This window comes from Pseudomonas nunensis (assembly GCF_024296925.1).
Classification (GTDB): domain Bacteria; phylum Pseudomonadota; class Gammaproteobacteria; order Pseudomonadales; family Pseudomonadaceae; genus Aquipseudomonas; species Aquipseudomonas nunensis.
In genome coordinates this window covers 6955812-6968077 of the sequence record NZ_CP101125.1, presented here as the reverse complement: position 1 = coordinate 6968077, position 12266 = coordinate 6955812, and the positions used below count along the sequence as shown (strand labels likewise).

Annotated in this window: 22 protein-coding genes; all 22 read right to left on the bottom strand. The window is 54.1% G+C overall.

The features are described 5' to 3' along the window. Positions 1-2: 2 nt before the first annotated feature. Positions 3-179 (bottom strand): 50S ribosomal protein L30, encoded by a 177-nt coding sequence (gene rpmD, locus NK667_RS30830; RefSeq protein WP_003186033.1) that lies wholly within the window; start codon positions 177-179, stop codon positions 3-5. A gap of 2 nt (positions 180-181) precedes the next feature. Further along, positions 182-682, bottom strand: a complete 501-nt coding sequence (rpsE, locus tag NK667_RS30825) for a 30S ribosomal protein S5 (protein ID WP_007943782.1) — start codon at positions 680-682, stop codon at positions 182-184. Positions 683-685: 3 nt separating this feature from the next. Continuing rightward, on the bottom strand, positions 686-1036 hold the full coding sequence (rplR, locus tag NK667_RS30820) for a 50S ribosomal protein L18 (RefSeq protein WP_003186037.1): 351 nt from the start codon (positions 1034-1036) through the stop codon (positions 686-688). Positions 1037-1046: 10 nt separating this feature from the next. Next, positions 1047-1580, bottom strand: a complete 534-nt coding sequence (gene rplF / locus NK667_RS30815) for a 50S ribosomal protein L6 (RefSeq protein WP_007896774.1) — start codon at positions 1578-1580, stop codon at positions 1047-1049. 12 nt (positions 1581-1592) lie between these two features. Then, a complete protein-coding gene (gene rpsH / locus NK667_RS30810; protein WP_003186040.1) occupies positions 1593-1985 on the bottom strand; it encodes a 30S ribosomal protein S8 in 393 nt (130 codons plus the stop codon). Between the two features lie 209 nt (positions 1986-2194). Further along, on the bottom strand, positions 2195-2500 hold the full coding sequence (gene rpsN / locus NK667_RS30805; RefSeq protein ID WP_003176414.1) for a 30S ribosomal protein S14: 306 nt from the start codon (positions 2498-2500) through the stop codon (positions 2195-2197). A 13-nt stretch (positions 2501-2513) separates the two neighbouring features. Next, positions 2514-3053, bottom strand: a complete 540-nt coding sequence (rplE, locus tag NK667_RS30800) for a 50S ribosomal protein L5 (RefSeq protein ID WP_003176415.1) — start codon at positions 3051-3053, stop codon at positions 2514-2516. A gap of 20 nt (positions 3054-3073) precedes the next feature. Next, positions 3074-3388, bottom strand: a complete 315-nt coding sequence (gene rplX, locus NK667_RS30795) for a 50S ribosomal protein L24 (protein ID WP_003176416.1) — start codon at positions 3386-3388, stop codon at positions 3074-3076. Positions 3389-3399: 11 nt separating this feature from the next. Continuing rightward, entirely contained in the window at positions 3400-3768 is a 369-nt protein-coding gene (gene rplN, locus NK667_RS30790; protein ID WP_002555479.1) for a 50S ribosomal protein L14, read from the bottom strand. 23 nt (positions 3769-3791) lie between these two features. Then, positions 3792-4058, bottom strand: coding sequence for a 30S ribosomal protein S17 (rpsQ, locus tag NK667_RS30785; protein WP_003176419.1), 267 nt, complete (start codon positions 4056-4058; stop codon positions 3792-3794). Between the two features lie 2 nt (positions 4059-4060). Then, the gene (gene rpmC / locus NK667_RS30780; protein WP_008030901.1) at positions 4061-4252 is read right to left on the bottom strand and encodes a 50S ribosomal protein L29; all 192 of its coding nucleotides are present in this window, start codon (positions 4250-4252) and stop codon (positions 4061-4063) included. Beyond that, positions 4252-4665, bottom strand: a complete 414-nt coding sequence (rplP, locus tag NK667_RS30775) for a 50S ribosomal protein L16 (protein WP_008145497.1) — start codon at positions 4663-4665, stop codon at positions 4252-4254. The genes rpmC and rplP overlap by 1 nt, the downstream gene beginning before the upstream one ends. Before the next feature lie 12 nt (positions 4666-4677). Then, complete coding sequence (gene rpsC, locus NK667_RS30770; protein ID WP_003176422.1) at positions 4678-5364, bottom strand: 30S ribosomal protein S3; 687 nt, start codon at positions 5362-5364, stop codon at positions 4678-4680. Between the two features lie 13 nt (positions 5365-5377). Further along, positions 5378-5710: a 50S ribosomal protein L22 gene (rplV, locus tag NK667_RS30765; protein WP_003103908.1), complete on the bottom strand. Its 333-nt coding sequence runs from the start codon at positions 5708-5710 to the stop codon at positions 5378-5380. 13 nt (positions 5711-5723) lie between these two features. After that, positions 5724-5999, bottom strand: coding sequence for a 30S ribosomal protein S19 (rpsS, locus tag NK667_RS30760; RefSeq protein WP_002555486.1), 276 nt, complete (start codon positions 5997-5999; stop codon positions 5724-5726). Between the two features lie 16 nt (positions 6000-6015). Continuing rightward, positions 6016-6840, bottom strand: a complete 825-nt coding sequence (gene rplB / locus NK667_RS30755) for a 50S ribosomal protein L2 (protein WP_003176423.1) — start codon at positions 6838-6840, stop codon at positions 6016-6018. A 14-nt stretch (positions 6841-6854) separates the two neighbouring features. Beyond that, positions 6855-7154, bottom strand: coding sequence for a 50S ribosomal protein L23 (gene rplW / locus NK667_RS30750; protein ID WP_002555488.1), 300 nt, complete (start codon positions 7152-7154; stop codon positions 6855-6857). Further along, entirely contained in the window at positions 7151-7753 is a 603-nt protein-coding gene (gene rplD / locus NK667_RS30745; protein ID WP_007896707.1) for a 50S ribosomal protein L4, read from the bottom strand. The genes rplW and rplD overlap by 4 nt, the downstream gene beginning before the upstream one ends. Before the next feature lie 12 nt (positions 7754-7765). After that, a complete protein-coding gene (gene rplC / locus NK667_RS30740) occupies positions 7766-8401 on the bottom strand; it encodes a 50S ribosomal protein L3 (RefSeq protein WP_003186059.1) in 636 nt (211 codons plus the stop codon). Positions 8402-8481: 80 nt separating this feature from the next. Next, positions 8482-8793: a 30S ribosomal protein S10 gene (rpsJ, locus tag NK667_RS30735; RefSeq protein WP_003186070.1), complete on the bottom strand. Its 312-nt coding sequence runs from the start codon at positions 8791-8793 to the stop codon at positions 8482-8484. A 141-nt stretch (positions 8794-8934) separates the two neighbouring features. Then, positions 8935-10128 carry an elongation factor Tu gene (tuf, locus tag NK667_RS30730; protein WP_008145495.1) on the bottom strand — a complete coding sequence of 398 codons (1194 nt, stop codon included), beginning with the start codon at positions 10126-10128 and terminating at the stop codon, positions 8935-8937. A 31-nt stretch (positions 10129-10159) separates the two neighbouring features. Continuing rightward, positions 10160-12265: an elongation factor G gene (gene fusA / locus NK667_RS30725; RefSeq protein WP_054052247.1), complete on the bottom strand. Its 2106-nt coding sequence runs from the start codon at positions 12263-12265 to the stop codon at positions 10160-10162. Between the last annotated feature and the right edge of the window lies 1 nt (position 12266).

Sequence of the window (12266 nt, the reverse complement as noted above, 5' to 3'; positions counted from 1 at the left end):
GATTAACCCTCGACACGCAGCATGTAGTAAGCCTTGTTGATCATCCCGCGATTCTCGGGAGTATCAAGTACTTCTACAGTGTGACCGATGCGACGCAGACCCAGACCCTTAACGCACAGTTTGTGGTTAGGGATGCGGCCGGTCATGCTTTTGATCAGCGTAACTTTAACGGTAGCCATGATCAGAAGATCTCCTTGACGCTTTTGCCACGCTTGGCGGCAATGGATTCAGGAGATTGCATAGCTTTCAAACCTTTGAAAGTGGCGTGAACCACGTTTACCGGGTTAGTCGAGCCGTAGCACTTGGCCAGAACGTTCTGAACGCCAGCAACTTCGAGGACAGCACGCATAGCGCCGCCAGCGATGATACCGGTACCTTCAGAGGCAGGCTGCATGTACACCTTCGAAGCGCCGTGACCGGACTTCATTGCGTACTGCAGGGTAGTGCCGTTCAGATCAACTTGGATCATGTTGCGGCGAGCAGCTTCCATTGCCTTCTGGATCGCGGCAGGCACTTCACGTGACTTGCCACGGCCGAAGCCAACGCGCCCTTTACCATCACCAACCACGGTCAACGCGGTGAAAGTGAAGATACGGCCGCCTTTAACGGTTTTGGCTACGCGGTTAACTTGAACCAGCTTCTCAATGTAGCCTTCGTCGCGCTTTTGGTCGTTATTTGACATAACTTAGAACTCCAGCCCAGCTTCACGAGCAGCATCAGCCAGCGCCTTGACGCGGCCGTGGTACTTGAAGCCAGAGCGGTCGAAAGCCACCTGCGAGACGCCAGCGGCTTTAGCACGCGTAGCGACCAGCTGGCCAACCTTAGTGGCCGCGTCGATGTTGCCAGTGGCGCCATCACGCAGTTCTTTATCCAAAGTCGAGGCAGATGCCAGGACTTTGTTGCCGTCGGCCGAAATGACCTGGGCGTAGATGTGCTGCGACGAGCGGAACACGCAGAGACGCACGACTTCGAGTTCGTGCATTTTCAGGCGTGCTTTGCGAGCGCGACGCAGTCGAGTAACTTTTTTGTCGGTCATTTGCTATGCCCTACTTCTTCTTGGCTTCTTTACGACGGACGACTTCGTCCGCGTAGCGCACACCTTTGCCTTTGTACGGCTCTGGTGGACGGAAGTCGCGGATCTCGGCGGCCACTTGACCTACCAGCTGCTTATCGATACCCCGGATCAGGATGTCGGTTTGGCTAGGAGTCTCAGCGGTGATGCCTTCCGGCAGTTCATAATCCACTGGGTGCGAGAAGCCAAGAGCCAGGTTCAGCACTGTGCCTTTTGCTTGCGCTTTGTAACCAACACCGACCAGCTGGAGCTTGCGCTCGAAGCCTTGGCTTACGCCTTGGACCATGTTGTTTACCAACGCACGAGTGGTACCAGCCATTGCGCGAGTTTGTTGATCGCCATTGCGAGCAGCGAAACGCAGCTCACCAGCTTCTTCAACGATCTCAACGGACGAATGGATGTTCAGTTCGAGAGTGCCCTTGGCACCCTTCACCGAAAGCTGTTGGCCTGCGAATTTTACTTCGACACCGGCTGGCAGCTTAACGGGGTTCTTAGCGACGCGTGACATGCTTATCCCCCCTTAGAACACAGTGCAAAGAACTTCGCCGCCGACACCGGCAGCGCGCGCAGCACGATCCGTCATCACACCTTTGTTGGTGGAGACGATAGACACACCGAGACCGCCACGAACTTTTGGCAGATCATCGACGGACTTGTACTGACGCAGGCCTGGACGGCTAACGCGCTTCACTTCCTCGATGACCGGACGGCCTTCGAAGTACTTCAGCTCGATGGACAGCAGTGGTTTGATTTCGCTGCTGATCTGATAACCCGCAATGTAACCTTCGTCCTTCAGGACTTTGGCAACAGCTACCTTCAAAGTAGAAGATGGCATGCTTACGACGGACTTTTCAGCCATCTGGGCATTACGGATTCGAGTTAGCATGTCCGCTAACGGGTCCTGCATACTCATGGGCTAGACGCTCCTAATACAAAAAAATTAGCCTTGCGGCTACTACTTGTCGCCGAGCTCATCCATGCGAAAAAAGCACGGGCTCAGGCGAGCCGGGTATTCTAGACACACCCCACAAATGAATCAAGCCCCAATAGGGGCTTGATTCAAGTTCAAGGTCACCGGCGGTCAGTATCTTGCGAAACTGGACGCCGAGACTTTGATAGTGCTTACCAGCTGGCTTTAACCAGACCAGGTACGTCACCACGCATTGCAGCTTCACGCAGTTTGTTACGGCCGAGGCCGAACTTGCGGTAAACGCCGTGTGGACGACCGGTCAGGCGGCAGCGGTTACGCATGCGCGAAGCGCTTGCGTCACGTGGCTGCTTCTGCAGAGCTACTGTAGCTTCCCAACGCGCTTCTGGACTTGCGTTCAGATCAACGATGATTGCTTTCAGTGCTGCACGCTTTTTGGCGTACTTGGCAACCGTGAGCTGACGCTTCAGCTCGCGGTTTTTCATGCTCATCTTGGCCATTTTCCTACTCCAATCAGTTGCGGAACGGGAATTTGAAAGCACGCAGCAGCGCGCGACCTTCATCATCGTTCTTGGCAGTGGTGGTCAGGGTAATGTCCAGACCGCGGAGAGCATCGATCTTGTCGTAGTCGATTTCCGGGAAGATGATCTGCTCTTTAACGCCCATGCTGTAGTTACCACGACCATCGAAGGACTTGGCATTCAGGCCGCGGAAGTCGCGAACCCGAGGCAGGGAGATCGACAGCAGACGATCCAGGAATTCATACATACGCTCACGGCGCAGAGTCACTTTGACGCCGATCGGCCAACCTTCACGGACTTTAAAGCCAGCGATGGATTTCCGAGCGTAAGTCACAACGACTTTCTGACCGGTGATCTTTTCCAGGTCGGCAACAGCGTGCTCGATGACTTTTTTGTCACCGACCGCTTCGCCCAGACCCATGTTCAGGGTGATCTTTGTAACGCGTGGAACTTCCATCACGTTCGAAAGCTTAAGTTCTTCCTTAAGCTTCGGTGCGATTTCCTTCCAGTAAATCTCTTTTAGTCGTGCCATGGTCTTCTACCTAGCAGTGTTCAAGCATCAACCGCTTTTTGGGTCGACTTGAAGACACGAATTTTCTTGCCGTCTTCTACTTTGAAACCAACGCGGTCAGCCTTGTTGGTTTCGCCGTTGAAAATGGCGACGTTAGAAGCGTCCAGTGGAGCTTCTTTTTCGACGATACCGCCTTGTACGCCCGACATCGGGTTAGGCTTGGTATGACGCTTAACCAGGTTCAGACCGCCGATAACCAGACGGTTATTAGCGAGAACCTTAAGCACCTTACCGCGCTTACCTTTGTCTTTGCCGGCGATCACGATGATCTCGTCGTCACGACGAATCTTTTGCATGTCGGATCTCCTTACAGCACTTCTGGGGCGAGCGAGACGATCTTCATGAACTTCTCAGTACGAAGTTCACGGGTCACTGGCCCAAAGATACGGGTGCCGATCGGCTCTTGCTTGTTGTTCAGAAGAACAGCAGCGTTGCCATCAAAGCGGATAATGGAGCCATCAGCACGACGTACGCCGTGACGAGTGCGGACTACAACAGCAGTCATCACTTGGCCTTTTTTCACTTTACCGCGAGGAATTGCTTCCTTCACGGTAACTTTGATGATGTCACCGATACCAGCGTAACGACGATGGGAGCCACCCAGCACCTTGATGCACATAACACGGCGAGCGCCAGAGTTATCGGCCACATCGAGCATGGATTGAGTCTGAATCATATAATTTCTCCGACCCCTAGTCCTTAGACTTCCACAGCGCGTTCGAGAACATCAACCAGCGCCCAAGACTTAGTCTTGGCCAAAGGACGAGTTTCACGAATAGTGACTTTGTCGCCGATGTGGCACTGATTGGTTTCGTCGTGCGCGTGCAGCTTAGTCGAACGCTTAACGTATTTACCGTAGATCGGGTGCTTTACGCGACGCTCGATCAGAACGGTGATGGTCTTGTCCATTTTGTCGCTGACAACACGGCCAGTCAGCGTACGGACGGTTTTTTCGGCTTCAGCCATGATTACTTACCTGCCTGCTGTTTGAGCACAGTCTTCACGCGAGCGATGTCACGCTTAACTTGCCGGAGCAGGTGAGACTGCCCCAACTGGCCAGTTGCTTTCTGCATGCGCAGATTGAACTGGTCGCGCAGCAGGCCGAGCAGTTGCTCGTTAAGCTGCGGCGCGTCTTTTTCACGAAGTTCATTCGCTTTCATCACATCACCGTCCGTTTAACAAAGGCGGTGGCGAGCGGCAGCTTTGCAGCAGCCAGGGCAAAAGCCTCACGCGCCAGCTCTTCAGTTACACCCTCGATTTCATACAGGACTTTACCTGGCTGAATCTGGGCAACCCAGTACTCCACACTACCCTTACCTTTACCCATCCGAACTTCGAGTGGCTTTTTGGAAATAGGCTTGTCCGGGAATACACGGATCCAGATCTTGCCGCCACGTTTAACGTGACGGGTCAGAGCACGACGCGCTGACTCGATCTGACGAGCGGTGAGACGACCACGAGCTACAGACTTCAGCGCGAACTCGCCGAAGCTGACTTTGCTACCGCGCTGAGCCAGACCACGGTTGTGGCCTGTCATCTGCTTGCGGAACTTCGTACGCTTTGGTTGCAACATTTGGCGTACCCCTTACTTAGCAGCTTTTTTACGAGGCGCTGGTGCTTGTGGTTTCAGTTCTTCTTGGCGACCACCAATTACTTCGCCTTTGAAGATCCAAACCTTTACACCGATCACACCGTAAGTGGTGTGAGCTTCGTAGTTGGCATAGTCGATGTCGGCACGCAGGGTGTGCAGTGGCACACGACCTTCGCGATACCATTCAGTACGTGCGATTTCAGCACCGCCGAGACGACCGCTCACTTGGATTTTGATGCCTTTGGCACCAATGCGCATGGCGTTCTGAACAGCGCGCTTCATAGCGCGACGGAACATTACGCGACGCTCCAGCTGCTGAGCTACGCTCTGCGCAACCAGCATACCGTCAAGCTCCGGCTTGCGGATCTCTTCGATATTGATGTGCACAGGCACACCCATTTGCTTGGTCAGGTCCTGACGCAGTTTCTCAACATCTTCACCTTTCTTCCCGATAACGATACCTGGACGAGCGGTGTGGATGGTGATACGTGCAGTTTGAGCCGGACGATGGATATCGATACGGCTTACGGACGCGCTTTTTAGTTTGTCTTGGAGATACTCGCGCACCTTCAGATCAGCGAACAAATAGTCCGCATAAGTCCGACCGTCTGCGTACCAGACGGAGGTGTGCTCCTTGACGATTCCCAGGCGAATGCCAATGGGATGTACTTTCTGACCCATCTCTTCGACTCCGTTACTTGTCAGCAACCTTGACAGTGATATGGCAAGACCGCTTGACGATGCGATCAGCACGGCCTTTGGCACGTGGCATGATTCGCTTCAGCGAACGCCCTTCGTTGACGAAAACGGTGCTGACTTTAAGGTCATCAACGTCTGCGCCTTCGTTATGCTCGGCGTTGGCTACGGCCGACTCCAGCACTTTCTTCATGATCTCGGCGGCTTTCTTACTGCTGAAAGCCAACAGGTTGAGCGCTTCGCCCACCTTCTTCCCGCGGATCTGGTCGGCGACCAAGCGGGCTTTCTGGGCGGAGATTCGAGCGCCCGACAACTTAGCGGCTACTTCCATCGTTCCTTACCCCTTAACGCTTGGCTTTCTTGTCTGCCACGTGCCCACGATATGTGCGGGTACCGGCAAACTCGCCTAGTTTGTGGCCGACCATGTCTTCGTTCACGAGAACTGGAACATGTTGACGACCGTTATGCACTGCAATGGTCAAACCGACCATTTGTGGCAGGATCATCGAACGACGCGACCAGGTCTTAACTGGTTTGCGATCGTTCTTTTCCGCCGCCACTTCGATCTTCTTCAGTAGGTGAAGATCAATAAAAGGACCTTTTTTCAGAGAACGTGGCACTGTCGTATCCCTCTATTTACTTGCGACGACGGACGATCATTTTGTCGGTACGCTTATTACCACGAGTCTTCGCGCCCTTAGTCGGGAAGCCCCATGGCGATACCGGATGACGACCACCAGAGGTACGACCTTCACCACCACCATGTGGGTGGTCAACCGGGTTCATGGCAACACCACGAACGGTTGGGCGAACGCCACGCCAGCGTTTGGCACCAGCTTTACCCAGCGAACGCAGGCTGTGCTCGGAGTTCGAGACTTCACCCAGGGTCGCGCGGCATTCAGCCAGCACTTTACGCATCTCACCAGAACGCAGACGCAGGGTCACGTAGACACCTTCACGAGCGATCAGCTGAGCCGAAGCACCAGCGGAACGAGCGATTTGCGCGCCTTTACCTGGCTTCAATTCGATGCCGTGTACGGTGCTACCAACTGGAATGTTACGCAGTTGCAGAGCGTTGCCCGGCTTGATCGGTGCCAAAGCACCTGCGATCAGCTGGTCACCAGCACTCACGCCTTTAGGGGCGATGATGTAGCGACGCTCGCCATCTGCGTACAGCAGCAGAGCGATGTGAGCAGTACGGTTTGGATCGTATTCAATACGCTCGACAGTGGCAGAGATGCCATCTTTGTCGTTGCGACGGAAATCGACCAGACGATAATGCTGCTTATGGCCACCACCGATGTGACGAGTGGTAATGCGACCATTGTTGTTACGACCACCAGTCTTCGATTTTTTCTCGAGCAGCGGTGCGTGAGGAGCGCCTTTATGCAGCTCCTGGTTGACCACCTTGACCACAAAACGGCGGCCAGGGGAAGTCGGTTTGCATTTAACGATTGCCATGATGCACCCCTTCCTTACTCAGCACTGCTGCTGAAATCGAGATCTTGGCCTGGTTGAAGGGAGATAACTGCCTTCTTCCAGTCATTACGCTTGCCCAGACCGCGAGCAGTGCGCTTGCTCTTACCCAGAACATTCAGGGTAGTAACACGCTCTACTTTCACGCTGAACAGGCTTTCGACGGCCTTCTTGATTTCCAGCTTGGTTGCGTCAGTTGCAACCTTGAAAACGAACTGGCCTTTCTTGTCAGCCAGAACCGTAGCCTTTTCGGAAACGTGCGGGCCAAGCAGAACTTTAAATACGCGTTCCTGGTTCATCCCAGCAGCTCCTCGAATTTCTTCACGGCCGACACGGTGATCAACACCTTGTCGTATGCGATCAGACTAACTGGATCGGAACCTTGAACGTCACGTACATCAACGTGTGGCAGGTTACGAGCAGCCAGGTACAGGTTCTGATCAACAACTTCAGACACGATCAAGACGTCAGTCAGGCCCATGCCGGTCAGTTTGTTCAGCAGATCTTTGGTCTTCGGTGCATCAACAGCGAAGTCCTGAACCACAACCAGACGATCAGTACGCACCAGCTCAGCAAGGATGGAACGCATTGCTGCGCGATACATCTTCTTGTTCAGCTTCTGGGTGTGATCCTGAGGACGAGCTGCGAAAGTGGTACCGCCGCCACGCCAGATTGGGCTACGGATAGTACCGGCACGAGCACGGCCAGTACCTTTCTGACGCCAAGGGCGCTTACCGCCACCACGAACGTCGGAACGGGTCTTTTGCTGCTTGCTACCTTGACGGCCGCCGGCCATGTAGGCCACGACTGCTTGGTGAACCAGCGTCTCGTTGAATTCGCCGCCAAATGTCAGTTCGGAAACTTCGATCGCTTGAGCGTCATTTACATTTAATTGCATGTCAGCTTCCCCTTAACCGCGAGCCTTGGCTGCTGGACGTACAACCAAGTTGCCGCCAGTAGCGCCAGGAACAGCACCCTTGACCAACAACAGATTGCGTTCAGCGTCCACGCGCACTACTTCCAGGGACTGCACGGTCACGCGCTCAGCGCCCATATGACCGGACATTTTTTTGCCCTTGAATACACGACCAGGAGTCTGGCACTGGCCGATAGAGCCTGGAACGCGGTGGGACACGGAGTTACCGTGGGTATTATCTTGCCCGCGGAAATTCCAACGCTTGATCGTACCCTGGAAGCCTTTACCCTTGGACTGACCGGTTACATCAACCAGTTGACCAGCGGCGAAGATTTCAGCGTTGATCAGATCGCCGGCCTGGTACTCGCCTTCTTCAAGGCGGAATTCCATTACGGTACGACCAGCGGCAACGTTCGCTTTAGCGAAGTGGCCAGCTTGAGCAGCTGTAACACGCGAAGCACGACGCTCGCCTACAGTGACTTGCACTGCACGATAGCCATCGGTCTCTTCAGTTTTGAACTGGGTGACGCGATTCGGTTCGATCTCAATGACCGTGACCGGAATGGAGACACCTTCTTCGGTGAAAATACGGGTCATACCGCATTTACGACCGACTACACCAATAGTCATGTTGTAAACCTCATGAGTGTACGGGGCTTTCACCCGCTATGGCCGCCCATTTCAGAGCGTTACACGACTAAGACCGAGTCTTAGCCGAGGCTGATCTGTACTTCCACACCGGCCGCAAGATCAAGCTTCATAAGAGCATCAACGGTTTTATCCGTTGGCTGGACGATGTCCAGTACGCGCTTATGAGTACGGATCTCGTACTGGTCACGCGCGTCTTTGTTGACGTGCGGGGAGACCAGAACGGTGAACCGCTCTTTACGGGTAGGCAGTGGAATTGGACCACGCACTTGAGCACCAGTACGTTTCGCGGTTTCCACGATTTCCTGGGTGGATTGGTCGATCAGGCGATGGTCAAAAGCCTTCAACCTGATACGGATTTGCTGATTTTGCATTGGATTTCAGACTCCGGCTGCTATTCCCACCGAGCGCAATACGCCCGTTAAAAGGAGGCGCAATTCTATAGACGGGCTACTACAGTGTCAACCCAATAAAAAAGCCCCCGCTAGGCGGGGGCTTTTTCAAGTCATCACTTATTAAGCGATGATTTTGGCTACGACGCCAGCGCCGACGGTACGACCGCCTTCACGAATAGCGAAACGCAGACCATCTTCCATTGCGATGGTTTTGATCAGGGTGACAACCATTTTGATGTTGTCGCCTGGCATTACCATTTCAACGCCTTCCGGCAGTTCGCAGTTACCGGTCACGTCAGTGGTCCGGAAGTAGAACTGTGGACGGTAGCCTTTGAAGAACGGAGTGTGACGACCGCCTTCTTCTTTGCTCAACACATACACTTCAGCTTCGAAGGTAGTGTGCGGCTTAACCGAACCTGGCTTGACCAGAACCTGGCCACGCTCAACGTCGTCACGCTTGGTGCCGCGCAGCAGCACGCCGCAGTTCTCGCCAGCACGACCTTCGTCGAGCAGCTTACGGAACATTTCAACACCGGTGCAGGTGGTGACGGTAGTGTCACGCAGACCAACGATTTCCAGTGGATCCTGAACCTTGACGATACCGCGCTCGATACGGCCAGTTACAACAGTACCGCGACCGGAGATCGAGAATACGTCTTCGATTGGCATCAGGAACGGCTTGTCGATAACACGGACTGGATCTGGGATGTAGCTGTCCAGAGTCTCAACCAGTTTACGAACGGCAGTGGTGCCCATTTCGTTGTCGTCTTGGCCGTTCAGAGCCATCAGAGCCGAACCGATGATGATCGGAGTGTCGTCACCTGGGAAGTCGTAAGTGCTCAGCAGATCGCGCACTTCCATCTCAACCAGCTCCAGCAGCTCAGCGTCGTCAACCATGTCAGCCTTGTTCAGGAAGACAACGATGTACGGAACGCCAACCTGACGGGACAACAGGATGTGCTCACGGGTTTGTGGCATCGGACCATCAGCGGCCGAGCAAACCAGAATAGCGCCGTCCATTTGAGCAGCACCGGTGATCATGTTCTTCACATAGTCAGCGTGACCTGGGCAGTCAACGTGAGCGTAGTGACGGATCAGCGAGTTGTATTCAACGTGTGCGGTGTTGATGGTGATACCACGAGCCTTTTCTTCTGGAGCGCTGTCGATTTTATCGAAAGCAACAACAGCCGAACCGAAAACTTCGGAGCAGACGCGAGTCAGAGCAGCGGTCAGCGTGGTTTTACCGTGGTCGACGTGACCGATGGTGCCAACGTTGACGTGCGGGAGGGTACGGTCAAATTTTTCTTTAGCCACGACAATTAACTCCTAGCCTAAAGGGGCTGAATCAGCCTTGTTTTTTGGTAACGGTTTCGACGATGTGCGACGGAGCCGTATTGTATTTTTTGAATTCCATAGAGTAGCTTGCGCGACCTTGGGACATGGAACGGACGTCGGTCGCATAACCGAACATCTCACCCAACGGAACCTCGGCGCGAATCACTTTGCCGGAAACCGTGTCTTCCATACCCAGGATCATGCCGCGACGACGGTTAAGGTCGCCCATCACGTCACCCATATAGTCTTCAGGCGTAACAACCTCTACCGCCATGATCGGCTCAAGCAACTCACCACCGCCCTTCTGGGCCAGTTGCTTGGTCGCCATGGAAGCAGCCACCTTAAACGCCATCTCGTTGGAGTCGACGTCGTGGTAGGAACCATCAAACACGGTAGCCTTCAGGCCGATCAGCGGATAGCCGGCAACTACGCCGTTCTTCATCTGCTCTTCGATACCCTTCTGGATAGCCGGGATGTATTCCTTAGGAACCACACCACCCACTACTTCGTTCAGGAATTGCAGACCTTCCTGACCTTCGTCAGCAGGAGCAAAACGAATCCAGCAATGACCGAACTGGCCACGACCACCGGATTGACGAACGAACTTGCCTTCGATTTCGCAGCTCTTCGTGATGCGCTCACGGTACGAAACTTGAGGCTTACCGATGTTGGCTTCGACGTTGAACTCACGGCGCATCCGGTCAACCAGGATGTCCAGGTGCAACTCGCCCATGCCGGAGATGATCGTTTGACCAGTCTCTTCATCAGTTTTGACGCGGAAAGACGGGTCTTCCTGAGCAAGTTTGCCCAGAGCGATACCCATTTTTTCCTGGTCGTCCTTGGTCTTAGGCTCTACGGCAACCGAAATAACCGGCTCCGGGAAGTCCATGCGAACCAGGATGATTGGCTTGTCAGCGTTGCACAAAGTCTCACCAGTGGTGACGTCCTTCATGCCGATCAAGGCCGCGATGTCACCAGCGCGTACTTCCTTGATTTCTTCACGGGCGTTTGCGTGCATTTGCACCATACGACCCACGCGCTCTTTCTTGCCTTTAACCGAGTTGATCACGCCGTCGCCGGAGGCCAACACGCCCGAGTAAACTCGAACGAAGGTCAAGGTACCCACGAATGGGTCAGTGGCAATTTTGAATGCCAGAGCAGAGAACGGTTCGTTATCGTCTGCATGACGCTCCAGATCGATAGTCTCGTCATCCGGGTCAGTACCCTTGATGGCAGGAATATCAACAGGCGCAGGCAGGTAATCGATAACGGCGTCGAGAACCAGGGGAACACCCTTGTTCTTGAAGGAAGAACCGCAAACAGCCAGAACGATCTCACCAGCGATAGTACGCTGACGCAGAGCGGCCTTGATTTCCTCGTTGGTGAGTTCTTCACCCTCGAGGTACTTGTTCATCAGCTCTTCGCTGGCTTCGGCCGCAGCCTCAACCATGTTGCCGCGCCACTCGTCAGCCAGTTCCTGCAGTTCAGCAGGGATAGGCTTACGAACTGGGACCATACCCTTGTCAGAATCATTCCAATAAACAGCTTCCATAGCCATCAGATCGATCTGACCCTGGAAGTTGTCTTCGGAACCGATAGCCAACTGGATTGGCACCGGAGTGTGACCCAGACGCTGCTTGATCTGACCGATCACGCGCAGGAAGTTGGCACCAGCACGGTCCATCTTGTTTACGTAAACAAGACGTGGAACGCCGTATTTGTTGGCTTGACGCCATACGGTTTCCGACTGAGGCTCAACACCCGAGGTGCCGCAGAACACAACAACCGCGCCGTCGAGAACACGCAGGGAACGCTCAACTTCAATAGTGAAGTCAACGTGGCCCGGGGTGTCGATGACGTTGAAACGGTATTGGTCCTTGTGCTGCTTCTCGGAACCCTGCCAGAAGGCGGTAATGGCAGCAGAAGTAATGGTAATACCACGCTCCTGCTCCTGCACCATCCAGTCTGTGGTCGCGGCGCCGTCATGCACCTCGCCCATTTTGTGACTTTTGCCAGTGTAAAAAAGGACGCGCTCGGTGGTGGTGGTTTTACCAGCATCCACGTGAGCAACGATACCAATGTTACGGTAGCGATTAATCGGTGTAGTACGAGCCATA

What these genes read in the sequence shown, in the direction of transcription:
- rpmD (WP_003186033.1), bottom strand. Translation starts at nt 179, where the DNA reads ATGGCTACCGTTAAAGTTACGCTGATCAAAAGCATGACCGGCCGCATC.
- rpsE (WP_007943782.1), bottom strand. Translation starts at nt 682, where the DNA reads ATGTCAAATAACGACCAAAAGCGCGACGAAGGCTACATTGAGAAGCTG.
- rplR (WP_003186037.1), bottom strand. Translation starts at nt 1,036, where the DNA reads ATGACCGACAAAAAAGTTACTCGACTGCGTCGCGCTCGCAAAGCACGC.
- rplF (WP_007896774.1), bottom strand. Translation starts at nt 1,580, where the DNA reads ATGTCACGCGTCGCTAAGAACCCCGTTAAGCTGCCAGCCGGTGTCGAA.
- rpsH (WP_003186040.1), bottom strand. Translation starts at nt 1,985, where the DNA reads ATGAGTATGCAGGACCCGTTAGCGGACATGCTAACTCGAATCCGTAAT.
- rpsN (WP_003176414.1), bottom strand. Translation starts at nt 2,500, where the DNA reads ATGGCCAAGATGAGCATGAAAAACCGCGAGCTGAAGCGTCAGCTCACG.
- rplE (WP_003176415.1), bottom strand. Translation starts at nt 3,053, where the DNA reads ATGGCACGACTAAAAGAGATTTACTGGAAGGAAATCGCACCGAAGCTT.
- rplX (WP_003176416.1), bottom strand. Translation starts at nt 3,388, where the DNA reads ATGCAAAAGATTCGTCGTGACGACGAGATCATCGTGATCGCCGGCAAA.
- rplN (WP_002555479.1), bottom strand. Translation starts at nt 3,768, where the DNA reads ATGATTCAGACTCAATCCATGCTCGATGTGGCCGATAACTCTGGCGCT.
- rpsQ (WP_003176419.1), bottom strand. Translation starts at nt 4,058, where the DNA reads ATGGCTGAAGCCGAAAAAACCGTCCGTACGCTGACTGGCCGTGTTGTC.
- rpmC (WP_008030901.1), bottom strand. Translation starts at nt 4,252, where the DNA reads ATGAAAGCGAATGAACTTCGTGAAAAAGACGCGCCGCAGCTTAACGAG.
- rplP (WP_008145497.1), bottom strand. Translation starts at nt 4,665, where the DNA reads ATGTTGCAACCAAAGCGTACGAAGTTCCGCAAGCAGATGACAGGCCAC.
- rpsC (WP_003176422.1), bottom strand. Translation starts at nt 5,364, where the DNA reads ATGGGTCAGAAAGTACATCCCATTGGCATTCGCCTGGGAATCGTCAAG.
- rplV (WP_003103908.1), bottom strand. Translation starts at nt 5,710, where the DNA reads ATGGAAGTAGCCGCTAAGTTGTCGGGCGCTCGAATCTCCGCCCAGAAA.
- rplB (WP_003176423.1), bottom strand. Translation starts at nt 6,840, where the DNA reads ATGGCAATCGTTAAATGCAAACCGACTTCCCCTGGCCGCCGTTTTGTG.
- rplW (WP_002555488.1), bottom strand. Translation starts at nt 7,154, where the DNA reads ATGAACCAGGAACGCGTATTTAAAGTTCTGCTTGGCCCGCACGTTTCC.
- rplD (WP_007896707.1), bottom strand. Translation starts at nt 7,753, where the DNA reads ATGCAATTAAATGTAAATGACGCTCAAGCGATCGAAGTTTCCGAACTG.
- rplC (WP_003186059.1), bottom strand. Translation starts at nt 8,401, where the DNA reads ATGACTATTGGTGTAGTCGGTCGTAAATGCGGTATGACCCGTATTTTC.
- rpsJ (WP_003186070.1), bottom strand. Translation starts at nt 8,793, where the DNA reads ATGCAAAATCAGCAAATCCGTATCAGGTTGAAGGCTTTTGACCATCGC.
- fusA (WP_054052247.1), bottom strand. Translation starts at nt 12,265, where the DNA reads ATGGCTCGTACTACACCGATTAATCGCTACCGTAACATTGGTATCGTT.